Here is a 23047-nt window from a genome sequence, read left to right on the forward strand (position 1 = left end):
CCGCGCTTGCCCTGGATCAGGCCGGTGGTACGGTCCGCCGGCTTCCTCAAAAGAGCCATTCATTTCGGTGAAGCGTTTGCAAAAGGCCGCGAGGCCGCAACCAGGAGAAGGGTTTAAATGAAACTGCTGCGCTATGGCGAGGTGGGGAGCGAACGTCCCGGCCTGCTCGATGCGGATGGAACGATCCGCGATCTCTCCGCCCATGTCGCCGACATTGCCGGCACCACGCTTCATCCGGCCTCGCTGGAGATGCTGTCCAAGCTCGACGCAAAGTCGCTGCCGGCGGTTTCCGGCAAGCCGCGGCTCGGCGCCTGCGTTGCCGGCACCGGCAAGTTCATCTGCATCGGCCTCAACTATTCCGATCACGCCGCCGAGACCGGGGCCACCGTGCCGCCGGAGCCGATCATCTTCATGAAGGCCAGCTCGGCCATCGTCGGACCGGACGATGACGTGCTGATCCCGCGCGGCTCGGAGAAGACCGACTGGGAGGTCGAGCTCGGCGTGGTCATCGGCAAAACAGCGAAATATGTCAGCCAGGCCGATGCGCTCGATTATGTCGCCGGTTACTGCGTCGCGCACGATGTGTCCGAGCGCGCCTTCCAGGCCGAGCGACAGGGCCAATGGACCAAGGGCAAGAGCTGCGACACGTTCGGCCCGACCGGTCCGTGGCTGGTGACCAAGGACGAAGTAGCAGACCCGCAGAACCTGAAGATGTGGCTGACCGTCAACGGCAAGACCATGCAAAACGGCTCGACCAAGACCATGGTCTACGGCGTCGCCTATCTCGTGTCCTATCTCAGCCAGTTCATGTCGCTGCATCCCGGCGACATTATTTCGACAGGCACGCCGCCCGGTGTCGGCTTGGGCATGAAGCCGCCGGTGTTCCTGAAGGCTGGCGACGTGGTGGAGCTGGGCATCGAAGGGCTCGGCCAGCAGAAGCAGACGTTCAAGGCGGACGAGTAGTCCCGGCTTTCTTCCTTCTCCCCTTGTGGGAGAAGGAAGACCAGTCGCCAGCTTACTTCAGCACCTTTCCGTCCTCCCCGAACCGGTAGGTCTTCGCCGGATCCGGCGTCGCGTAGAGCGTCGCACCGGGCTCGGCGTCATAAACACCGAAGATGCGCACGGTGATCAGCCCGGCCTTTTCGCAGTCGAGGTAGAGATTGGTGTCGGCGCCGAGGTGCTCGGCATGCACGACGGTGCCTTTCCAGGCGCCGGATTTCGGATCGACGGTCAGATGCTCGGGCCGCACGCCGATGGTTTTGGCGGTTTCGCCGAGGCGAGCGCCGTCGATGAAGTTCATCTTGGGCGAGCCGATGAAGCCGGCCACGAACTCGTTTGCCGGCGCATTGTAGAGTTCCATCGGGCCGCCGATCTGCTCGATTTTTCCGGCATTCAGCACCACGATCTTGTCCGCCAGCGTCATCGCCTCGACCTGGTCGTGGGTGACGTAGATCATCGTCGCCTTGAGGCGGCGATGCAGCTGCGCGATTTCCAGCCGCGTGTTGACGCGCAGCGCCGCGTCGAGATTGGACAAAGGCTCGTCGAACAGGAACAGCTTTGGCTCGCGCACCACGGCGCGGCCGATGGCGACGCGCTGGCGCTGGCCGCCCGAGAGTTCCGCGGGACGCCTTTCCAGATAGGGCTCAAGCGACAGCATGGACGAGGCGATGCCGATGCGGCGGTCGATCTCGGCCGCCGGCGTGCCGGCCTGCTTGAGGCCAAGGCCCATATTGTTCTTCACCGTCAGATGCGGATAGAGCGCATAGGTCTGGAACACCATGGCGATGCCGCGTTTCGCCGGCGGCGTGGCCGAGACATCCGCACCATCGATGACAACCCGGCCCGAGGTCGAATCCTCCAGCCCGGCGATCACCCTGAGCAAAGTCGACTTGCCGCAGCCCGAAGGGCCGACGAAGACGACGAATTCGCCATCCGTGACTTCGAGGTCGATGCCCTTCAGCACCTCCACCGGCCCGAAGGCTTTTTTCACGTTTTCGATCTTCAGCGAGCCCACGGCAGTCCTCCAAATTGATAAGCGGGCGCCAGGGCACCCCCCTCTGGCCTGCCGGCCATCTCCCCCTCAAGGGGGGAGATTGGCAGCTTCGAGGCCTCGCGCCTTTCTCCGGCGCTGATAATTGGCGAAAGCCGTGGTGACATCCGATCTCCCCCCGTGAGGGGGAGATCGCCGGCAGGCCAGAGGGGGGCGCCGTAGAGCGCAACCTCTGCCGACAATTCGCTGGTCACAACCGCACCGCCTTCCCGCTGCGCACGCTCTCGTCGGCGGCAAGGCAGACGGCGAGCGACTTGACTGCATCGTCCATATGTTTGGTAAGGTCCAGGTCCTCCCGGATCGCCTTGAGGACAAAAGCCTGTTCGAGATCGCAGAGATCCTGGTGGCCGGGTTCGCCCTCCATCGACAGCATCTCATCCGGCTTGGCGAACTTGCCGTCCGCGCCGGTTGCCGCGCTGTGCAGGCGGATGGTCGAGGTCTTGGTGTGGGTGTCGATGTCGTCGGACTTCACGCCCTCCTTCATGACGATCGACACGCAGCCATTGGGCGACATGACATCCTTCACGAAGAAGGCGGTTTCCGAGATCATCGGTCCCCAGCCGGCCTCGTACCAGCCGACCGAGCCGTCATCGAACAGCACCTGGAGATGACCGTAATTGTACATGGAGGGTGCGACCTCGTCGGTCAGCCGCACGCCCATGCCGCGCACCTCGACCGGCTTGGCGTCGGTGATCTGCAGCATGACGTCGAGATAATGCACGCCGCAGTCGACGATCGGTGAGGTCGTGCGCATCAACTGCTTGTGCGTCTCCCAGGTGTGTCCGGAGGATTGCTGGTTGAGGTTCATGCGGAAAACATAAGGGCCGCCAAGCTTGCGCGCCTCGGCGATGAGCCTGATCCAGGACGGGTGATGGCGAAGGATGTAGCCGATCACCAGTTTCCTGCCATTGGCCCTGGCGGCCGCGACGACGCGCCTGGCATCGGCCACCGTCGTTGCCAGGGGCTTCTCGACGAAGACATGGCAGCCGGCCTCGAACGCCTTCACCGCATAGTCGGCATGGCTGTCGGAATAGGTGGCGATGCAGGCGACATCGGGCTTTTCGTCGCGCAGCGCATCCTCGAAGGAGCGCTTGATGCCATAGCTCGCCAGCCCGTCCGGCAGGGGCACGTCGGAGCGGTTGATAAGCGCCGCGACCTCGAAGCCCGGATTGGTGTGGTAGGCCAACGCATGGCTGCGGCCCATATTGCCGAGGCCCGCGACGACGACGCGAAGGGGTGGTTTGTCGCTCACCTGACTACTCCACTTTCTCTTGAGAGGGTGTCACCCCACCCGGCGCTTCCCCCTCGATGGGGAGGTCGGCGCGCAGCGCCGGGTGAGGTGCAGCGCGGCCCTACGAGGATTTGCCGCCCCTCGATCACTTCACCGCTCCTGACGTGATGCCGCGGATCAGCTGCCGCGAGAAGATGACGTAGAGGATCAGCACCGGCATGATCGCCAGCGAGAGCGCGGCCAGGATGGCGTTCCAGTTGGTGACGAACTGGCCGAGGAAGAGCTGCGCGCCGAGCGTCACCGTCTTGGTCTCTTCCGACGGCGCCAGGATCAGCGGGAACCACAGATCGTTCCAGATCGGGATCATGGTGAAGACGGCGACCGTCGCCATCGATGGCCGCACCAGCGGCAGCACCAGCCGGAAGAAGATGGTGTATTCCGACAGGCCGTCGATGCGGCCGGCGTTCTTCAGGTCGTCGGACACCTGTTTCATGAATTCCGAAAGGATGAAGACAGCCAGCGGCAGGCCTTGCGCGGTGTAGACCAGGATCAGCGCCGTCAGCGTGTTGACGAGCCCGCTCGCCACCATCAATTGCAGGATGGCAACGGTGGCCAGCCGGATCGGGATCATGATGCCCAGTGCCAGATAAAGGCCCATCAGCGTATTGCCGCGAAAGCGGTATTCCGACAGCGCAAAGGCAGCCATGGCGCCGAACAGCAGCACGAAGAACAGCGAGGCGACGGTGACGACGAGGCTGTTCTGGAAATAGTGGATGAAGTCGCCCTGGCCGATCACCGTGGTGTAGCCGATCAGGTCGAAGGTCTTTGGCGTCGGCGGCGTCAAAGGCGCGCCGAAAATGCCGGCGCGGGATTTGAACGAATTCATGATGACCAGGATCACCGGGAACAGCGCGATCGCCGTGTAGGTCAGCAGGACCGCATGGGCGCCGATGGTGCGGGGCAGCGAACGGGTGGCGGTGCTCATTGGAAAGCCTCTCGAGTGCTCAGAGAGGTTGGCGCCAGGGCACCCCCCTCTGTCCTGCCGGACATCTCCCCCTCAAGGGGGGAGATTGGCAGCTTTGATCTTACCGCCCATCTTGCAGCATCGACGATTGGCGAAAGCAGTTGCGACATCTGATCTCCCCCCTTGAGGGGGAGATGGCCGGCAGGCCAGAGGGGGGCATTCAGCCGTGACATCTCCAATCCTCAGAACTGGTAGCGACGCAGGCGCGTCTGGATGAGGAAGAGGTAGACGCAGACACCGCCGAGGATGATCAGGAACATGATCGTGGCGATGGTGGCGCCCATGTTGGGATCGCCGACCTGCAGCTGGAAACCGAAGAAGGCGCGATAGAGGAAGGTGCCGAGAATGTCGGTCGAATAATTCGGCCCGGCGAGTGCGCCCTGCGCGGTGTATATCAGGTCGAAGGCGTTGAAATTGCCGACGAAGGTGAGGATCGAGATGATGCCGATCGAGGGCAGGATCAGCGGCAGCTTGATCTTCCAGAACTGCGACAGGCCGGTGATGCCATCGCATTCGGCCGCCTCGATCACCTCGTCGGGGATCGACAGCAGCGCGGCGTAGATGAGCATCATCGGAATGCCGACGAACTGCCACACCGAGACCAGGCTAAGCGCGGTCAGCGCATACTGCTCCTTGCCTAGCCACGGCGTGAACAGGCTTTTGAGGCCGACCAGATCCATCATATGCGGCGCCACGCCCCATAGCGGCGACAGGATCAGCTTCCAGGCGAAGCCGACGATGACGAAGGACAGGATGGTCGGCACGAAAATCGCCGTGCGGTAGAAGGCCGAAAAGCGCAGCCTGGGGCTGGACAGAAGAGCGGCCAGCAGCACGCCGATCGGGTTCTGCACCAGCATGTGGATGATGAAGAACCAGACATTGTTGCGCAGCGCATTCCAGAAATTCACCGACCAGTTGGGATCGCCGAACAGGGTGCGGAAATTGTCCAGCCCGACGAAGACCTGCGACTGTTCGATGTTGCGGAACAGCGACAGCTGCAAAGTGCCGGCAAGCGGCAGGATCATGATCGCCGTGTAGACGAGCACCGCCGGCGCCAGGAAGACGGCGATATGCCAGCGGAACGGTCTTTTCGGTCTGATATCTGCGGCCATGAGTTCGGTCCCCGCCGATCAGGTCTGGGAAAATGCTTTCGACAACAGCGCTGCCCCTCATCCTTACCCTCTCCTGGTGAAGAACGGAGAGAGGAGGTCGCCAGCGTTGCGGCAACTTCCTTTCTCACCGTCACTGTACGGGGAGAAGGTGCCGGCAGGCGGATAAGGAGCGGCGCCGTCCTTCGCAGTCGATGCTATCGAAAAACGCCGGGCCGTCCACCTGGAACGGCCCAGCTCGTTGCCCGAGCCTTACTTGGCGGGCTTGTACCAGCTGTCGAGGCCGTCCTGCAGCTTCTTGGCAGCGGCTTCCGGCGTATCGGTGCCGTTGATGACATTGGCCGATTCGACCCAGGTCTCGTTCTCGAGGTTCGGCGTGCCACGCGACAGGATCTGGTAGGTCGAGCGGATCGTCGACTTGCACTTGCCGCGCCAGGAGACGAACTCCTGCGCCAGCGGGTCTTCCATCTTCACCGGCGAGGAGTTCAGGCTGAAGAAGCCCGGCAGCGCGTTGGCGTAGATGGTGGCGAAATCCGGCGAGGCCACCCAGGACAGGAAGGTCTTGGCCGCGTCCGCATGCTTGGAGCCCGCGTTCAGGCCCATGCCGATATCGGTATGGTCGGAGATGTAGCAGGTGTCGCCGGCCTTCTCGACCGGCGGCGGGAAGGCGCCCATCTTGAACTGGGCCTGGGTGTTGAACAGGCCGATTTCCCACGAGCCGGCCGGGTAGATGGCGGCGCGGCCGAGTGTGAACAGGTTCTGGCTGTCCGGATAGGTCTGCGCCTCGAAACCGTCACCGAGATAGGGCTTCCACTTGGCCAGTTCCTCATAGGGCGCCACCCAGTCCTTGTCGGTCAGCTTCTGCTCGCCCTTGATGAGGGCCGCACGGCCCTCCTCGCCCTTCCAGTAGTTGGGGCCGATGTTCTGGTAGCCCATGGTCGCGGCTTCCCAGAGATCCTTGGTGCCCATCGCCATCGGAATGTAGGTGCCGTCGGCCTTGATCTTGTCGAGCGCGGCGAAGAACTCATCGCGGGTCTCCGGCACCTTGATGCCGAGCTTGTCGAAGGCGTCCTTGTTGTAGATGAAGCCATGGATGACGGACGCCATCGGCACGCAGAAGGTCGCCTTGCCGTCGTCGGTCTGCCAGGCGGACTTGGCCACTGGCGAGAAATTGTCCATGCCGGGCAGCGAGGAGAGATCGGCGAGGTTGCCCTTCTTGAACAGCTCGAGCGACTTGTCGAACGGGCGGCAGGTGATCAGGTCGCCCGCCGAACCGGCGGCGAGCTTGGCGCCGAGGGCCGCGTCATATTCGGTCGGCGCCGACGGCGCGAACACCACCTTGATGCCGGGATTCTTGGCTTCGAAGGCCGGGATCAGCTTGTCCTTCCAGATGGCAAGGTCGTCGCCGCGCCAGCTTTCGATGTTGAGCGTTACGTCCTCGGCGTGAGCCAACCCGGCCGAGCCGAGAATGCTGGTGCCCAGAAGCAGTGCCGTCAGTAGTTTCGTTGTCATGCTCAGTCTCCCTGTTGACCTTTTTCAGGTTCGGTTTTGATGAGAACAGAGGCGTCGCGCCCCTTGCTCCCCTCGCAAGCCTGCTTCACCCCCGATGGAAATCGGGACGAAACAGGCTCTATTTCTTCGTTCGAGCATGATCTTTTCCGAAAAGCGGTCTCCACTTTTCGGGATCATGCCCCAGCGCGGAAAGGGCCGGCCGCAGCTTCTGGCCGGCCTCTTCCAGTATCTTCTGCGCCGTGTCGGCGCTGTCGGCGCCGGCGGCAAGCAGAATGGCGGTCTTGACCGCGCCGCCGCTCTTTTCGAGCAGGCGGGCCGCGTCGTCGCGGCTGCCGCCGCTAATGGCAGCTACGATCCGCGCCGCGCGGTCGCGCAGCTTGCTGTTGTCGGCCATGAGATTGACCATGTAGCCGTCATGGACATGGCCGAGATGGATGGCGGCGAGCGTCGACAGCATGTTGAGGGCGATCTTCTGGGCGGTGCCTGCGCCCATGCGCGTCGAGCCGGCGATCACTTCCGGCGGGGTTTCGAGCAGGATGGCGGTTCCAGACAGACGCAGCAGAGCTGAGTCCCGGTTGTTGGCGATGCCGATGGTGGCCGCACCGCGACGGGCGGCTTCCTCGATCGCCCGCAGCGCATAGGGCGTCGTGCCACTGGCCGAGATTGCGATCAGGCAGTCGCCCTTGCCGATGCCGGCGTTGGCGACCGCTGTCGCGGCCTCCTCGGTGTCGTCTTCGGGGCCGCCGGCCAGCGTCCTGAAGGCGTCGTCGCCACCGGCGACCAGAATGGCGATGCGGTCGCGCTGGATGCCGAAAGTGCCGGGCAGTTCCAGCGCATCGGCAAGCGCCATCAGGCCGGAGCTGCCGGCCGCGGCGTAGGCAAGCTTGCCGCCGTTGCTCAGGCAGCTCGCGATGACCTCGGCTGCTTTGGCTATGGAAGGGATGGCATCGCGCACGGTCTTCGCGGCCTCGACCTGCGCGTCGGCCAGCGAAGCAAGGATGGCTTCGGGTGCCTGGATATCCAGCCCCTCGGCGTTCCTGTGCAGCGCTTCAGTGCGCGTTTCGGCCATCCCGGTTCCTCCAATTCGGAAAACAATACCAAAAAAATACCACTTGTCCACACGCATTAACGAATTCGCGGTACCGAAATCGCTGACGCAGGTAAACGGCCAAGCTTTTCAGTAAAATATGCCCTAATCTTTTTGCAGCGGAAATTAACCCTTGGCTATTGGTATTTTATTGGTATTATCGGCCCGGAGGAGAAATCACGTGAAATTCGTGCTTGGCATCGATGGCGGCGGCACCAGCTGCAGGGCGGCCCTGGCAATGGCGGACGGCACGGTCCTCGGCCGCGCCAAAAGCGGCGCCGCCAACATCCGCACCGACCTGACCGGCGCGCGATCGAACATCGTCGAGGCGGCGCGGCAAGCCTTTGTCGCCGCTGGCCAGGATCCGGACCTGATCCCGCGAACGCCGGCCATTCTCGGCCTTGCCGGCGCCAATGTCGGCACCTACCGGCAGCAGCTCGAGGCGATCCTGCCTTTCAGCACCAGCCGCGTCGAGACCGACGCCGAGATCGCACTCGAAGGCGCCGTCGGTTCCGGTGACGGCGCCATGGCGATCCTCGGCACCGGCACCGCCTACATGGCGCGCAAGAACGGCAAGTCACGCGCCATCGGCGGCTGGGGCTTCCAGGTCGGCGACCAGGGCAGCGGCGCGCGCATCGGCCGCGACCTGCTCGAACAGACCCTGCTTGCTCATGACGGCGTGCGCGCGCGCACGCCGCTGACCGACAGCATGATGGCCGTGTTCCGCGACAATCCGGAGGACGTTGTCGAGTTCACCACCAATGCCAAGCCCGGCGATTTCGGCGGCTTCGCCCCCAAAGTGTTCGAACATGCCGAAAGGGGCGACGCGGTCGCCAACTGGATCCTCGACAAGGCGGTCGCCGATGTCGAGGCCTCGCTCGGCGCGCTGGAGTTGGCGGACGACGCGCCGCTCTGCCTGCTCGGCGGGCTGGCGCCGCTCTACGCGCCGCGCCTGTCGGCACGCTACCGGGCGCTGCTTCGAGAGCCGCTCGACGATGCGCTCGGCGGCGCCGTGCAGATGGCGGTCCGCCTGTTCGCGCCGAGGGGAGCGGCTCGATGAGCGACGCCGCCGACCAGATCTTCGCTATGCTCAAGCAATCCTCGCAAAGCGGTGCGCCGCTTTACCTGCAGCTCAGGAAGAGCATCGAGGATGCCGTCAACCGCGGCCTGATCGGGCCCGGCGACGCGCTGCCTTCCGAGCGCGACATCGCCATCAAGGCCGATATTTCGCGCGTCACCGTGCGCAAGGCGGTGCAGGACCTGGTCAAGGGCGGCATCCTGGTGCAGCGCCACGGCTCCGGCACCTTCGTGGCGCCGCGCATGGAGCGGGTCGAGCAGTCGCTGTCGCGGCTGACCTCCTTCACCGAGGACATGGCGCGGCGCGGCATGGCGGTGCGCTCGGCCTGGCTCGACCGCGGCCTTTACGCGCCCTCGCCCGACGAGATGATGGTGCTCGGTCTGTCGTCGAACGAACTGGTTGCGCGCGTGGCGCGCCTGCGCATCGCCAACGACACGCCGCTGGCGATCGAACGCGCCTCGCTGTCGGCCAGCGTGCTGCCGGACCCCGCTGGAATTGGCTCCTCGCTCTACGCAGCCCTGGAACTGACCGGCAACAGGCCGGTGCGCGCGGTGCAGCGCATCTCGGCCGCCAATCTCGGTGACGGCGACGCGCGCCTGCTCGAAGTGCCGCCGGGCATTGCCGGTCTGCACATCGAGCGTATCTCCTATCTGGCAAGCGGCAAGGTGATCGAGTTCACCCGCTCCATCTACAGGGGCGACGCTTATGATTTCGTCGCCGAATTGCGGCTGACAGGGCCGAGCGAAGAGGGCCGACCATGACGACCGAGCCGAACAAATCGACTGAGCCGACCCATATGCGGCGCGAGATCGAGGAGATCCCGCAAGCCGTCGCCCGCCTGCTCGACGGTTCCGGCGCCGTGCTTTCCGAAGCCGGCCGCGGCATTCGCGAGCGCGACCCGCATTTCGTCGTCACCGTGGCGCGCGGCTCGTCCGACCATGCCGCCACTTTCATGAAATACGCGGTCGAACTCACCGCCGGTCTGGCGGTGGCTTCGGTCGGCCCCTCGATCGCCTCGATCTATGGTCGCAAACTCAGGCTCGGCGGCTCCGCGTGCCTGGCCATCTCGCAGTCGGGCAAGAGCCCCGACATCGTCGCCATGGCCGAAACCGCACGGGCAGGTGGCGCGCTGACCATCGCCGTCACCAACACCGCCGATTCGCCGCTGGCGCGTGCCTCGGACCATGCGATCGACATACTGGCCGGGCCCGAGCGCAGCGTCGCGGCGACCAAGACCTTCGTCAATTCCGCCGTCGCCGGCCTGGCATTGATGGCGCATTCCACCGGCGACGAAGCGCTTCTCAAGGCGCTCGCCTGCTTGCCCGAGCATTTCGGCAAGGCGATCGCCTGCGACTGGATGAGCGTGCTCGTCGAAACGATCGAAAAGCAGAAGTCGCTGTTCATCCTCGGCCGCGGCCCGTCCGCGGCGATGGCCAACGAGGCGGCGCTGAAATTCAAGGAAACCTGCGGCATGCATGCCGAGGCCTACAGTGCTGCCGAAGTCATGCATGGCCCGCTGGCGCTGATCGGCCCCGATTTTCCGGTGCTGGCGCTGGCCGCACGCGACGCGTCCGAACCGTCCGTGGCCGAAGCCGCCGACAGCCTGGCGGCCAAGGGGGCGCCGGTCTTCGTCACCTCGATGCTTGCCACCAAGGCCACGCGCCTGCCGCATGTCGCCACCGGCCATCCGCTGACCGATCCGCTGGCGCTGATCGTGTCCTTCTACGTTTTCGTCGAGGCTCTTGCGCGCCACCGCGGTCTCGATCCGGACACGCCGCGCAACCTTCGCAAGGTGACGGAGACAGTATGAGCGACCGTTTTGCCCTGACTGGCGCCACTATCTTCGACGGCGACGACTGGCATGACGGTCATGCCCTCGTCGTGCGCGACGGCCTGGTCGAGGCCATCCTGCCCACCGGCGCGCTTGCCGTGGATATGCGCCGCCTCGACACCGGCGGCGGCATGCTGGCGCCGGGCTTCGTCGACATCCAGGTCAATGGCGGCGGCGGCGTCATGCTCAACGACCACCCCGATGTCGCCTCGATCGAGGCCATCTGCCGGGCGCATGCGCCGTTCGGCACCACGGCGCTGCTGCCGACGCTGATCACCGATACAGCTGATATCACCGCCGCGGCGATCGCCGCCGGCGAGGCGTCGGCACTGCGGAAAGTACCGGGGTTTCTCGGGCTGCATCTGGAAGGTCCACATCTGTCGATCGCCCGCAAGGGCGCGCATGACCCGGCGCTGATCCGGCCGATGACGGACAAGGACGAGGCGATGCTGATCGCCGCGCGCGGCAAGCTCCCGGTGCTGCTCACCACGGTCGCGCCCGAATCCGTCGAGGCGACCCGCGTGGCGGCCTTGGCCAAGGCCGGCATCATCGTCAGCCTCGGCCATTCCGACAGTGGCTACGCCACGGCCAAAGCCTTCAGCGAGGCCGGCGCCAGCGTGGTCACCCACCTGTTCAACGCCATGAGCCAGATCGGCAACCGGGAGCCGGGCCTGGCGGGTGCGGCAATCGACATCGGCAGCCTGTCCGCAGGCCTGATCGCCGACGGCATCCATGTCGATCCGGCCACCATCGCAATAGCGCTGCGGGCCAAAAGGGGGCCGGGCAGGATCGTGCTGGTCACCGACGCCATGGCGACGATCGGCACCGACATGACCTCCTTCACGCTCAACGGCCGCACCATCTACCGCAAGGACGGCAGCCTGCGGCTTGCCGATGGAACGCTGGCCGGCGCCGATCTCGACATGATCTCAGCCGTGCGTTTCACCCACCGCAGCGTGGGCGTGGAGCTTTCGGAGGCCTTGCGCATGGCGTCTCTCTACCCGGCGCAGGCGGTCGGCCAGTCGCACCGGCTCGGGCGCTTCGCCAAGGGTACCGCCGCCGACATCGTTTCGCTTTCGGACGATCTCGACATCAAAAGCGTCTGGATCGGCGGCGACAGGGTTTTTTCGACCAGCGTCGGCGGGCAACGGTGAAAGCCGGCCATGGCTGACGTCGATTGCGTCGTCGCCGGAGCCGGCGTCGTCGGGCTCGCCATTGCCAGGGCGCTCGCCTTGTCGGGCCGCGAAGTGCTGGTGGTCGAAAAGGCCGCCTCGATCGGCACCGTCACCAGTTCGCGCAATTCGGAAGTGATCCATGCCGGGCTCTATTACGCGCCCGGAAGCCTGAAGGCGCGTTTCTGCGTCGAAGGGCGCGAGCGGCTCTATGCCTATTGCCGCGAGCGTGGCATCGGCCATCGACGCACCGGCAAGCTGATCGTCGCCGTCGAACCTGGCCAGCTGCCCCGGCTGAATGCAATCCGGGCCAATGCGGAGCAATGCGGCGTCGACGACCTCGACCTGCTGAGCGCCGCGCAAGCCGAAAACCTCGAACCGGCGCTGAGCTGCGCCGGCGCGCTGCTGTCGCCGTCGACGGGGATCGTCGACAGCCAGGCGCTGATGCTGTCGCTGCGCGGCGACGCGGAGGCGGGCGGTGCGTCGTTCGCCTTCCTGACCGCCGTCGCCGGGGCGGCGATCGACCCCGATGGGATCCGTATCAGCACGCACGACGGCGACGGCGAGACATTCACGTTGAAAGCCGGCGCTTTCGTCAACGCCGCAGGGCTCGACGCGCAGGCGCTGGCCGGTAGCATCGAAGGGTTCCCGCCAGAGCTCGTGCCGCCGCTCTGGCTGGCGCGCGGCAACTACTTTTCGCTTTCGGGCCGCTCGCCATTCTCGCGGCTGATCTATCCCGTGCCGGTCAATGGCGGCCTGGGCGTGCACCTGACCATCGATCTCGGCGGCAGCGCGCGCTTCGGGCCCGACGTCGAATGGATCGACCAGACGGACTATACGGTCGATCCCGGCCGCGGCGCGGTCTTCCATGACGAGATCCGGCGCTATTGGCCGGATCTGAGGGACGGCGCCCTGCTGCCGGCCTATGCCGGGATCAGGCCGAAACTATCCGGCCCGAACCAGCCGGCTGCCGACTTCATGGTGCAGGGGCCGGCCGACCACGGCGCCGGCCGGATCGTCAACCTGTTCGGCATCGAGAGCCCCGGCCTGACGGCAAGTCTGGCTCTGGCCGAGCATGTCGTCGGTCTCCTGTATCCCCGATGATGCCCAGGCGACCGCACGAAACTGTTCGCATGTCCTCGTAACCTGTTCTCGCTGTGTCTCGTCAAACAGCAGGACTGGGAGATGAGGGCATCTTGCCTGGATGGGTTCAATTAGCCGGCGTATTGCCAGAAAAAAGGTCCTTGTAGGCGTCGCGCAGCAGGTTCTTCTGCACCTTGCCCATGGTGTTGCGCGGCAATTCGTCGATGAAGATCACGCGCTTGGGATGCTTGTATTTGGCCACGCGCCCGGCAATGGCGGCGAGTATTGCGGCAGCGGTGACGGTCGAAGCCGGCGAGCGAACCACCACGGCCGTGACGCCTTCGCCGAAATCGGGATGGGCAACGCCGATGACGGCGCTTTCCAGGACGCCGTCAAGCGCGTCGATCTCGCTTTCGAGCTCCTTGGGATAGATGTTGTAGCCGCCCGAGATGATCAGGTCCTTGCCGCGGCCGACGATGTGGACATAGCCGTCGGCATCGATCATGCCGAGATCGCCTGTGATGAAGAAACCGTCGGCGCGGAATTCCGCTCTGGTCTTTTCCGGCATGCGCCAGTAGCCGGAGAAGACGTTCGGCCCCTTGACCTCGATCATGCCGACCTCGCCCTGGGCAAGCGGCCTGCCAGTGTCGGGGTCGGCGATGCGCAGCGACACGCCCGGCAAGGGAAAGCCGACGGTACCGGGGCGGCGTTCGCCATCATAGGGGTTGGAGGTGTTCATGTTGGTCTCGGTCATGCCGTAGCGCTCGAGAATCGCGTGGCCGGTGCGCTCGCGCCAGGCCTTGTGCGTCTCGGCCAGCAGCGGCGCCGAGCCGGAAACGAACAGGCGGATGTTTCTTGCCGTCTCGCGGGTCAGCCCGTCCTGCTGCAAGAGCCGGACATAGAAGGTCGGCACGCCCATCAGCGCCGTGGCGTCCGGCAAGAGCGAGGCGACGCGCCCTGCGTCGAACTTCTGCTCGAACAGCATCGAGGCGCCGGCCATCAGGATGACGTTGGTGGCGACGAACAGCCCATGCGTGTGGAAGATGGGCAGCGCGTGGATCAGCACATCGTCTGATGTGAAGTGCCAATAGTCGACCAGCACGCGCGCATTCGAGGCAAGGTTCTCGTGGCTGAGCATGGCGCCCTTCGAGCGGCCAGTCGTTCCCGACGTGTAAAGGATCGCCGCAAGATCGTCAGGACCGCGCGCCACGTCGTGGAAGTCGGGCGATTGCCGCGACGCCTGGTCCGTCAGCGATCCTTCGCCCTTGCCGCCGAGGGTGACGCCAAGGGCGCCGCACTTTTGCGCCAGGGCTTCGATTTCGGCTGCCCGAGCCGGATCGCAGACGACGAGCCGGGGCTCGGCGTCGCCGAAGAAATAGGCGAGTTCGGCCAGCGTATAGGCGGTGTTGAGCGGCAGGAAGACGGCGCCGGCGCGCAGGCAGGCGAGGTACAGCAGCATAGCCTCCGGGCTCTTCTCGACCTGCACCGCGACCCGGTCTCCGGGCTCGACACCAAGTTGCAAAAGCGCGTGCGCCAATTGCGCCGAGCGCGCCAGCATGTCGCCATAGGTCAGCACTCGGCCGTCATCCGTCCGCATCAACAGGCGTCCGGGCTTCGGCATCCGGGACCGGAAAATGTCGAACAGATGATTGCTCATGAGGTCTTCCTGCGTCTGGCGGAGAAAGGCATGTATCCGGACGGAGCCGGGCCTGTCTCCCGGTTCGGCCGCTTTGCACGGCGCCAGACTCTTGGTGGTTCTTGCCGACCCGTCAAGCCCGCAAGGGCGGCTCCACGCGGCCGCCATGATCATGTCGCCGGGCGAAAAGCGGAAAGGCCTTGCCGGTGAGGTGGCAAAGACTTGGCGCGATGCCGCGCTAACGTGGCGTGCGCTCGGCCGCGGCGCCGGCCGGCTCTGATGCTTCGACCTGCTTGAAGCGCTCCATGCACATGGCTGCCGTCAGGCGATAGTGATTGAGCAGGGCTTCGACCGCGGCGTCGGCATTACCGTCCAGCGCATTTTCCGCGATCAGGCGGTGCTCCGCGAAATCGTCGCGCTGGACGCCTTCGCCGTTACTGGCCATTCGCCGGTAGCGGTAGGCGTGATCGGAAAGCTGGTCGCAGAAGCCAACCAGCCATTGCGACCGGCAGGCCGAGATCAGCACACGGTGGAAAGTGCGATGCAGTCTCTCCCATTCCGGATTGAGCGACATGTCCGGTGGGATGAGCCGCGAGGTGCGGCCCAACCGATGCAGCGCCAGCACCAGCTGTTCTTCCCACTCGGCGGTGCGGTGGGCGATGGATTCGCGAAGCGCCCGTTCCTCGAGCCAGCAACGGGTGCGCGTCAATTCCTCGAGCTCTGCCGCGCTGACCGGCATGATGAAGAAGCCTCGCTGGTCATGGCGACCGAGAAGCCCTTCCGAGGCCAGGCGATTGAGAGCCTCACGAACCGGGGAAGCGCCGGCGCCATATTTGGAAACAACCCATTCGACCCGCAGCTTGCTCTCGGTTTCAAGGGCACCCCGCAGAAGATCGGCACGGAGTTGATGGTAGACGGTGCTGGCGAGCGTACTCTTCGAGCCGGTGCCGTCGTCATTCAGGTTGGCAGCTGCGTATGTCAAAATCGGCTCCTTGTCCCCAATTCCGGTCCTGGGCAATTCGAGTCCGAGAAACAGTTCCCTTTCCGTACACTTACCCTACCGCGCGCGTCTCGACGGGCTCAAGCGGGAGATCGCGCCATTGTACTTTAGAACAAAGAAATATGCACGATCCTATATCTGGTCGAACGAAATCGTGTTCGGCTACAACCGCCAGAAATTTAACGTTCGCGGAATTGACCACGGAGGAAATCCAGGCCTCCGGCCCATAGGCTCCTTGTGCGGTGCTTTTAGCCGGCTGCCTTGTCGGCCGCCGTCCTGATCGCCTCGATATTCGCCCGGTAGGCTTCGACGCTGCCGCCCTTGAAGATGGCGGCGCCGGCCACCAGCACGTCGGCGCCGGCGGCGGTCACCAGCGGCGCGGTTTCGGGCGACACGCCGCCGTCGATCTCGATGCGGATCGGCCGGCCGCCGATCAGCGCCTTGACCCGCCTCACCTTGTCGACGATTGCCGGAATGAAGGCCTGGCCCCCGAAACCCGGGTTGACGGTCATGATCAGGATCAGGTCGAGCCTGTCGAGCACGTATTCGATCGCACTTTCCGGCGTTGCCGGATTGAGCGAAACGCCGGCCTTCTTGCCGAGATTCCTGATCGTCTGCAGCGAGCGGTCGAGATGCGGCCCGGCCTCGGCATGCACCGTCATGCCGTCGCACCCGGCCTCGGCGAAGGCGGCCAGATAGGGATCGGCCGGCGCAATCATCAAATGGCAGTCGAAGAAAGCCTTGGTGCGATTGCGGATCGCCTTGATCACCGGCGGACCGAAAGTGATGTTGGGGACGAAATGGCCGTCCATCACATCGAGATGGATCCAGTCGGCGCCGGCTGCCGCGACGGCTTCGACCTCTTCGCCCAGCCTCGAAAAGTCCGAAGCCAGCACCGAAGGTGCGATCAAGGTATTTTTCGTCATGATGATGGGGCCTTTCCGAGCGCCTTTTTCATCTGGTCACTGCCTAAAGCGCAGCGGGTGACTTGTCGAGAGCGCGAGCGTGGCGGTTCCACAGGCTGGGATAGTGTGGCGGCGTCCTCGTCGTGTTGCAGCCAGTTTCGGCTTGCTCCCGAGCTTCGAAGAACCCCGCCGGATTGCTCCCGCGGGGTTTCCGATGTGCCTTTCAGGCGATGGTTACTGCTGCTGGAGATTGAGGATTCTGTTTGGAGCCGTATCCTGCCGCTGGTCGGACTGCGGCCTGCGCCGTGGCAGAACCTGCTGCAGCAGCAATCCCGGGTTGAGTTCCAGCGAGGGCTGCCCGCGCACCGGCCTGCAGTTTGGATAACGTCCGATCGTGCCTTCCGGACAACGCCGCCTGAAGATCGGCTGGCACTGGCCGTTGACCATTTGCGAGCCCGGCGCGCATTCGCTCTCTTGCCTGGACCGCCGGCATGCGCCGTCGATCACCTGGGTGCCACGCGGACAGACACACTCGCCGCGCTTGTTGTGGATCTGGCCGCGTATGTCGCACTGCTCCACATCGGACCGCTTGCGCCGGCACACTCCATTGCGCAGCTCGGTACCCCTTGGGCAGACGCAGTCGCCGTCAGCGTCATGGACCTGACCACGGATGGTGCACTGCTCAGGCTTCGGCCGGACCTGACGACAGGCTCCGTTGCGCAGCTCTGTGCCCCTCGGGCAGACGCAGTCGCCGTCAGCGTCATGGACCTGGCCGCGGATGGTGCACTGCTCAGGCTTCGGCCTGTCGCGTATGCAGGCGTTGGCATCCCGGTCGAGATGCGTGCCCCTGGGACAGGTGCAGCGATCTCCGTCCGATGTCGGCACCGAGCCCGGTATCGCACAGCCCGGCCTGGAGGTCTTGACGCAGGCGCCGTTCTCAAGCTCGGTGCCGCGCGGACAGACGCAGCGTCCATCCCCTGTGCGGATCTGGCCCTCGAGCAGCACGCAACGCTTTGGCTCCTTCGGCGGGATGATGACGCCGCCGGACGAGCACTGGCCGTTGCGATAGGTGGTGCCTTGCGGGCAGACGCACCGGCCGGCGTCGTTCATGACGAAGCCTGCCGAGCATTCCTTCTTCGTCTCATGCCTGATGGTGAAGGGATGGCAGGCATAGGCCTTGCCGCGTTCGCCCCGAGCCTGGTCGCGGGAAAGCACATCGTCACCGCCGCCCTGCACCCGCGTGTCGGGAGAGAGCACGCCGACGCAGTTCTGGCCGTTGAGGCTGCCTTGCAGATTGGCCAGGCGGCCGTCGTCGGGGATGACCACGGTAACCTTGTGGATACGGCTTTCGCCACCGCCAAGCTTCAGGTCGGCGATGCAGGACGCAGGCAGGACCGCCGGTTCCGGCGAGCAGCCGAAGGGCGGCTCGATCGAGGTGATCGCGACGCCTTCCAGCCGGCCGAGGCCTTCGACGCCGATCGCGTCGCCGATACGGACCGGGCCGGAAAATCCCGTCGGGCCGTCATTGGTGATGGTGATCTCGAACGAGCAGGGTTCTCCGGGCCGGCACTCGCTGTCGCCGGTCTTCTCGACGCGGATGGACGAGGCCCCGCCGCCCTTGGCGCAGGCCCGGCCGATCGGATGGACGACATCGTCGCCCTGCGCCGGGCCGTAGGAGCCGCGCGCGCAGTTCTCGAACTCGCCGTTGGCCGAAACGGTGACGTCGAAGTGCCTGCTGGTTCCCGGCGTCATGACGGCACCGGGAATCTGGCACGCCAGCGTGTCGGCCGGAAGCGGTCCACACGCCCATTCCGCGCCGTCAGGGGTGACGGTCCGGATCTCGACGGGCGCGCCGCCCGACACCAAAGTGGCGGCATCAACGACCCGCACCGGACCGGTGGGGGCAGCCGTGCCGGCATTGCTGACGGTGATGCGGCAGGAGACGAAAGCGGCACCCGCCAGCGAGCCGCCGCATGTCTTGGTGATGCGCAGGACAGGCTGGCCGCCATTGGGACGAGGCATGCGTTGCTTGGCGCAGGCCCGGTTGTTGGTGAGGTCGGTCTCGCCGGGAATCGGTTTCACCTCGGCGCAATTCTCGACCATGTCCGACCGATAGCTGGCCGGCACCACCGCCTTGACGACGATCGCCGTCGAGGCGCCCGGCGGCAGCGAGATGCCGGCATTGTCGCAGCGGAACTGGCCGGGCCCGTTCGGACCGCATGTCCAGGGCGGGCTCGGGCCAAAGGTCGAGGAAGCCGGCGCGCCCCCCGGATAGGTGTCGATCACGGTCAACGGCCCGTTATAAGTCGAGGTGCCGTTGTTGATGAGGTCGATGACGAAGCTGCACACGCCATCGGCGGTGCAGGTTTCGGCACGGGCACGCTTTTTCAGGATCAGGTCGGTCTTCTTCTCGATCGGCGGCCGGCAATCGCGGTCGCGATCGCCACGCCGGCAGATCGGGATCGAGGCGCAGCCACGGTCGTTGGCCTGGCTGCCGAACAGCGGCTTGCCGCTGGCGGCATAGTTATAGGCGGCACAGTTGCGCAAGCTTGTGCCTTGCCAGCTCCCGGCCGGCTTGAAGCCGAGCTCGAGGTCGACGAAAGCTCCCGGATTGAGCGTAGTCACCGGGTGGGTGCACGTCATCGGCGCGGTGCCGGGCACGCAGGTCCAGGGCGGATTGGGCCCTGAGTCGAGCGTCGAGCCGGCCGGCAGCGTCACCTCGTCGAGCACGATCTTGCCGCTATAGGGCGCGTCGCCGACATTGCTGACCCGGATGGTGAAGTCGCAGCCGCCGCCCATGGTACAGCGCGTGACATCGGCGCGTTTCTCGATCTTCAGGTCCGGTTGCCTGTCCTTGGGCGGACATCTCTGGTCACGCGGGATGACAATGTCGATGGTCTGCGTGCAGCAGAGCCCCCAACCCTCTTTCGGCCCGGCATAGGTTTCGATGCCGGTGACGACGAGGTGGATGACGTCGCCCGGCGAGGCGCCGACGATCTTCCAGTTCAGCACACCGCCGCCGGCCGGCACCTTCTGGGTGTCGGGGACTATGGTGATGCCGGGCGTCGTCGTCGAAAGCTGCACCCATTTGCCGCCCATCTCGGGACCGACAGGCATATGGTAGATGAAGGCGCCGCCGCCGGGCACGCAGTCGACCGTGCCGCGCTCCACCTTGAAGCATTCCTTGCCGGGTGGCGGCGGTGGCGGCGGATTGCACTTGGTCAGGTCGATCCGGATCGAGGTTTTTTCGCCGGTGAGAAAATTGCCGTCGTCCGGCTTACCGGGATCCTGCGACGGGATGACGGTTCCCGTGCCGGTGCCGACGGTGACTTTGATCAGGCCCTGATTGTCGACCGTCGCCGGCGCGGGGAACGCCGCATGGTCGATCCTGGCGGTGATGCGGAACGTGATGACGCGTTCGTTCGGCGCGCCCGAGCCGTCGAGATCAGAGGCGGAAATCCGGAAATCGGAAACCGTTGCGGTGTCGTTGGGGCCGGCCGAATTGCTGAGGACGGCGCCGGGCAGAGATTCGCCCGACGCATCGGTGCCGTCACCGGAGACCTGCACATTGGTGATTTGCAGGCCGTGCGGCAGCTGGTCCTTGAAGTCGAGCCGGGCCCTCTTCAGCGAAGCCGCCAGGCCCGGGCCGGCGAAGCCTTGCGGGGCGCCGCGCAGGCCGAAGCTCAACGTGTAGAAGACATAGTCGCAGCTTCGCTGGCCGCCGGTCTTGGTGAAGACCGGCACGGCCCGTCCGGGCTCCGGATTGATGATGCGCGGATTGTCGAGCTTGAATTCCATATCCGGGCCGGCGGCCTGGACGGTCTTGGCCGGAGCCGTGTCTTCGGCAAGTGCCGGCAGCGCAGGCAGCATGGCGACCGCGATACCGGCCGCCACCAGCCAGAGCGCAGCGCGCCTGGCAAAAGACAGGCGCCTCGTGTTCATGACGGTTGATTTGTCGGCGACGCCAGCCAAGGAGAGTGCGAGATTGTTCATCGTCCCCTCCTCAACGTTCGCAGCTGACGGCTGGCGTTCTGAGCGGCAAGGTCATCTTGCAGCAAGGGTAGTAGCCGCCCTTGTCCTTGTCGGACTTCCTGTAGAAGCAGAGCCCGACATCGACCGTGTCGCCCGGATCGTGGCCGGTGATGCCGATCGTGTAGGGCTCGCCCCGCGCATGTGACATGGGCGAGGTCACCCCGATGCCTGGCGTCCTGGACCTTGTCTCGGTCGAAGGCTGGGCCTTGATCGAATCGCCGCCGAAGCCGGCATGGTCATGAAGGTAGAGGTCCGCCTCGAGCCCGCGCGGCGTGCAGAAATATCTGACATCGTCGACATCGAGACAGGGGGGCAGGTTGCCGGGCGGTAGGAAGTCCGGCGGATAGAACGGTGGCAGGTAGCCGCCCGGGATTTCCTCATAATAGCCGGCGCGGCCCTCGCAGGGATGCCAGACGGCGACGTCGCCGACATGGCCTTCCACTTCCGGGTCCTCGAAATAGCCGTCGAAGTCGACGAACCAGGAGCCGAAAGGCGGCACATTGGCCGGCTTGACCCGTTCCCTGGGCGTGATCTGCACGCCGTGCACGGCTAGCGGCCCGCCAGCGGCGAGCCGCTCGGCAAGGGCCGGATTGTCACGCAATTTGTCGCCTGACTTGACCAGCGTCTGGGTGCAGGCCGAGGTATCGAGATTGCCCTCGGCGTCATAGCCATATTGCAGGTCCAGCCCGCCGGCCGACTGCCTGAAACCTTGCGGGAAGCCGACGGCATATTCCTGCGGCGCTTCCACCCAAGCCGATTCCGTTGCCGGATCGTCCGGAGACTCGCGCCAGTAGCGGATGACCTCGCCCTTGCCGGAATCGGCGAACTGGCTGTAGTCGTAGCGGTTCTCGACCGGGCCGCGCTGGGCCAGGTACATGAAGCCGCTATTGTCGAAGGCGATGTCGGTGACGGCATAGTCCTTGTCGGCCTTGACCGTTAGCTCCCAACGGGGATCGCCGGCGAAGCGGCCGTCGCGGGCAATGCCCACCGACCAGATCTCGGCCTTCTCGCCGACGGAATAATAGAGCCGGCCGCCATGATAGGCGACGGCCCAGACACGGCGCTCGTCCTGGGTGTAGCCCCAGGTCTCGGGATCTTCCGTGTCGAAGGCGGCGCCCTTTATGTCCATGACGGCGCCATCGTCGGCGACCGGAGCCAGACCATGCGCCGGGCGCCCGGCGATGCCATGGTCGTACGTGTCGACCAGGGCGCCATCGGCGTCGATGCGATGGATCAGGCCGGTATCGAGGTCGGAGGCGAAGACCTGACGGTGGATGGGGTCGAAGGAGAGATTGCCGATGCCCGGCCCGCTGTTGGTATCGATATCGGCGAATTTGGCGACCTGGCCGGTGATGCCGTCGATCTTCCAGATGGTGCCCGGCCCGCCGCCGTTCTCGGTGCCGAACTGGCCCTCCATGAAAGCAGCGCCTGCCATGCCGCGGCGCTGCCGCTCCGGACGGCCGTCATCGTCGGCGTCAGGCGTGACGATGCGGATGCCATGCAGCGAGGTGGCGCCGGCATAGAGATTGGGGATGCCTGACGGGACGCCATCGCGCATGCCGTCATCATAGGTGAGGCCGAAGACCTGGCCGATCTGGCCTGATGTCACCTCGAAAGGCGGCGGCGTGTAGACGAGCTGGCCCGAAGCCGGCCCGCCCAGGCGTGAAACGTCGAAAACGCGCAAGGTGGCGCGCGCGGTGTCGATGAAGGTTTCGTCGACCGGATCGACGCCGGGCGGCAGGCCCCCCTTTTCGGAATCAGAAGAGTCGAAATCGGGAATGACAGTGCCGGAAAAGCCGGTGACCGCCATCGAGCCGGGATAGATGATCCGGGTTTCCTGCGCCCGCGCGGGGCCGCCAAGCCACAGGCCGGCGGTCAGCGCCAGAACAAGAAATGCGCTGGTTGCCTTCGCCACGCGGCGCAATCGGCCGGCACGAAAGGGCACGAACCGGCCGTGATCGCGAGACATGGAACTCCCCCCGAAGCCTAAGGGAGAACCAACCGATCCTGCCGCGCAAACCAAGGCAGGGCGCGGCGTTCCGGCACGTTCGTCCCCGATCGAATTGTCTGCTTTCCTCATGATTACGATACGCCCGCCCCTGTGCAGGGTCAACGGAACCAGCGGAAAGCCAAGCGCATCGACCTTGTCTCGAAGACGATGGTCGCGCCGAGCTCCTGTTGGTCGGGGAGGCCATCGCGTCCCTGGGGTGCTGGTCATGGTGGCTCCCTTTCCCGTGGCCGCATGATGCGGCGCCTGAGCGTCAGTCGGACGCGAAGGTGGAAAGGTTCACTGAGGG

General features: G+C 65.2%; 17 protein-coding genes. 6 read left to right on the forward strand and 11 right to left on the reverse strand.

Going from position 1 to position 23047, the window contains the following annotated elements; genetic code table 11:
- Positions 1-117 precede the first annotated feature (117 nt).
- Complete coding sequence (locus tag FJ964_RS18315) at positions 118-963, forward strand: fumarylacetoacetate hydrolase family protein (RefSeq protein ID WP_140551688.1); 846 nt, start codon at positions 118-120, stop codon at positions 961-963.
- A 52-nt stretch (positions 964-1015) separates the two neighbouring features.
- Here FJ964_RS18315 and FJ964_RS18320 read toward each other — a convergent pair whose 3' ends face one another.
- The 6 genes from FJ964_RS18320 to FJ964_RS18355 form a co-directional block, all read right to left on the reverse strand.
- On the reverse strand, positions 1016-2014 hold the full coding sequence (locus FJ964_RS18320; protein WP_140551689.1) for an ABC transporter ATP-binding protein: 999 nt from the start codon (positions 2012-2014) through the stop codon (positions 1016-1018).
- Positions 2015-2240: 226 nt separating this feature from the next.
- Entirely contained in the window at positions 2241-3302 is a 1062-nt protein-coding gene (locus tag FJ964_RS18330; RefSeq protein WP_140551690.1) for a Gfo/Idh/MocA family oxidoreductase, read from the reverse strand.
- A 124-nt stretch (positions 3303-3426) separates the two neighbouring features.
- On the reverse strand, positions 3427-4266 hold the full coding sequence (locus FJ964_RS18335) for a carbohydrate ABC transporter permease (RefSeq protein ID WP_140551691.1): 840 nt from the start codon (positions 4264-4266) through the stop codon (positions 3427-3429).
- A 221-nt stretch (positions 4267-4487) separates the two neighbouring features.
- Complete coding sequence (locus FJ964_RS18345) at positions 4488-5417, reverse strand: sugar ABC transporter permease (protein WP_140551692.1); 930 nt, start codon at positions 5415-5417, stop codon at positions 4488-4490.
- 249 nt (positions 5418-5666) lie between these two features.
- Positions 5667-6926, reverse strand: coding sequence for an ABC transporter substrate-binding protein (locus tag FJ964_RS18350; RefSeq protein ID WP_140551693.1), 1260 nt, complete (start codon positions 6924-6926; stop codon positions 5667-5669).
- A gap of 118 nt (positions 6927-7044) precedes the next feature.
- Positions 7045-7995 (reverse strand): N-acetylmuramic acid 6-phosphate etherase, encoded by a 951-nt coding sequence (locus FJ964_RS18355; RefSeq protein WP_140551694.1) that lies wholly within the window; start codon positions 7993-7995, stop codon positions 7045-7047.
- Between the two features lie 199 nt (positions 7996-8194).
- Here FJ964_RS18355 and FJ964_RS18360 point away from each other — a divergent pair, with 199 nt between their 5' ends.
- The 5 genes from FJ964_RS18360 to FJ964_RS18380 are packed head-to-tail and all read left to right on the forward strand — an operon-like array spanning position 8195 to position 13198.
- Positions 8195-9073, forward strand: coding sequence for an N-acetylglucosamine kinase (locus FJ964_RS18360; protein WP_140551695.1), 879 nt, complete (start codon positions 8195-8197; stop codon positions 9071-9073).
- Positions 9070-9852 carry a GntR family transcriptional regulator gene (locus FJ964_RS18365; RefSeq protein WP_140551696.1) on the forward strand — a complete coding sequence of 261 codons (783 nt, stop codon included), beginning with the start codon at positions 9070-9072 and terminating at the stop codon, positions 9850-9852. The genes FJ964_RS18360 and FJ964_RS18365 overlap by 4 nt, the downstream gene beginning before the upstream one ends.
- Positions 9849-10901: an SIS domain-containing protein gene (locus FJ964_RS18370; RefSeq protein ID WP_140551697.1), complete on the forward strand. Its 1053-nt coding sequence runs from the start codon at positions 9849-9851 to the stop codon at positions 10899-10901. The genes FJ964_RS18365 and FJ964_RS18370 overlap by 4 nt, the downstream gene beginning before the upstream one ends.
- On the forward strand, positions 10898-12076 hold the full coding sequence (gene nagA, locus FJ964_RS18375) for an N-acetylglucosamine-6-phosphate deacetylase (RefSeq protein WP_140551698.1): 1179 nt from the start codon (positions 10898-10900) through the stop codon (positions 12074-12076). Before FJ964_RS18370 ends, nagA begins: the two co-directional genes overlap by 4 nt.
- Positions 12077-12085: 9 nt before the next feature.
- The gene (locus FJ964_RS18380; protein WP_140551699.1) at positions 12086-13198 is read left to right on the forward strand and encodes an NAD(P)/FAD-dependent oxidoreductase; all 1113 of its coding nucleotides are present in this window, start codon (positions 12086-12088) and stop codon (positions 13196-13198) included.
- A 106-nt stretch (positions 13199-13304) separates the two neighbouring features.
- Here FJ964_RS18380 and FJ964_RS18385 read toward each other — a convergent pair whose 3' ends face one another.
- The 5 genes from FJ964_RS18385 to FJ964_RS18405 all read right to left on the reverse strand — a co-directional run bounded on the left by FJ964_RS18385 (position 13305) and on the right by FJ964_RS18405 (position 22968).
- Positions 13305-14834 (reverse strand): malonyl-CoA synthase, encoded by a 1530-nt coding sequence (locus FJ964_RS18385; protein WP_140551700.1) that lies wholly within the window; start codon positions 14832-14834, stop codon positions 13305-13307.
- Positions 14835-15051: 217 nt separating this feature from the next.
- Positions 15052-15795: a GntR family transcriptional regulator gene (locus FJ964_RS18390; protein ID WP_140551701.1), complete on the reverse strand. Its 744-nt coding sequence runs from the start codon at positions 15793-15795 to the stop codon at positions 15052-15054.
- A gap of 266 nt (positions 15796-16061) precedes the next feature.
- Positions 16062-16739 carry a ribulose-phosphate 3-epimerase gene (rpe, locus tag FJ964_RS18395; RefSeq protein WP_140551702.1) on the reverse strand — a complete coding sequence of 226 codons (678 nt, stop codon included), beginning with the start codon at positions 16737-16739 and terminating at the stop codon, positions 16062-16064.
- Between the two features lie 213 nt (positions 16740-16952).
- On the reverse strand, positions 16953-20711 hold the full coding sequence (locus FJ964_RS18400) for a hypothetical protein (protein ID WP_140551703.1): 3759 nt from the start codon (positions 20709-20711) through the stop codon (positions 16953-16955).
- A 10-nt stretch (positions 20712-20721) separates the two neighbouring features.
- Positions 20722-22968 carry a hypothetical protein gene (locus FJ964_RS18405; RefSeq protein WP_224713356.1) on the reverse strand — a complete coding sequence of 749 codons (2247 nt, stop codon included), beginning with the start codon at positions 22966-22968 and terminating at the stop codon, positions 20722-20724.
- Between the last annotated feature and the right edge of the window lie 79 nt (positions 22969-23047).

This window comes from Mesorhizobium sp. B2-3-2, assembly GCF_006442295.1.
In the GTDB taxonomy this organism is placed as follows: Bacteria; Pseudomonadota; Alphaproteobacteria; order Rhizobiales; family Rhizobiaceae; genus Mesorhizobium.

Bases quoted from the DNA above. Each gene is read 5' to 3' on its own strand.
- FJ964_RS18315 (WP_140551688.1), top strand. From the start codon at position 118: ATGAAACTGCTGCGCTATGGCGAGGTGGGGAGCGAACGTCCCGGCCTG.
- FJ964_RS18335 (WP_140551691.1), bottom strand. From the start codon at position 4,266: ATGAGCACCGCCACCCGTTCGCTGCCCCGCACCATCGGCGCCCATGCG.
- FJ964_RS18345 (WP_140551692.1), bottom strand. From the start codon at position 5,417: ATGGCCGCAGATATCAGACCGAAAAGACCGTTCCGCTGGCATATCGCC.
- FJ964_RS18350 (WP_140551693.1), bottom strand. From the start codon at position 6,926: ATGACAACGAAACTACTGACGGCACTGCTTCTGGGCACCAGCATTCTC.
- FJ964_RS18355 (WP_140551694.1), bottom strand. From the start codon at position 7,995: ATGGCCGAAACGCGCACTGAAGCGCTGCACAGGAACGCCGAGGGGCTG.
- FJ964_RS18365 (WP_140551696.1), top strand. From the start codon at position 9,070: ATGAGCGACGCCGCCGACCAGATCTTCGCTATGCTCAAGCAATCCTCG.
- FJ964_RS18370 (WP_140551697.1), top strand. From the start codon at position 9,849: ATGACGACCGAGCCGAACAAATCGACTGAGCCGACCCATATGCGGCGC.
- nagA (WP_140551698.1), top strand. From the start codon at position 10,898: ATGAGCGACCGTTTTGCCCTGACTGGCGCCACTATCTTCGACGGCGAC.
- FJ964_RS18380 (WP_140551699.1), top strand. From the start codon at position 12,086: ATGGCTGACGTCGATTGCGTCGTCGCCGGAGCCGGCGTCGTCGGGCTC.
- FJ964_RS18385 (WP_140551700.1), bottom strand. From the start codon at position 14,834: ATGAGCAATCATCTGTTCGACATTTTCCGGTCCCGGATGCCGAAGCCC.
- rpe (WP_140551702.1), bottom strand. From the start codon at position 16,739: ATGACGAAAAATACCTTGATCGCACCTTCGGTGCTGGCTTCGGACTTT.
- FJ964_RS18400 (WP_140551703.1), bottom strand. From the start codon at position 20,711: ATGAACAATCTCGCACTCTCCTTGGCTGGCGTCGCCGACAAATCAACC.
- FJ964_RS18405 (WP_224713356.1), bottom strand. From the start codon at position 22,968: ATGACCAGCACCCCAGGGACGCGATGGCCTCCCCGACCAACAGGAGCT.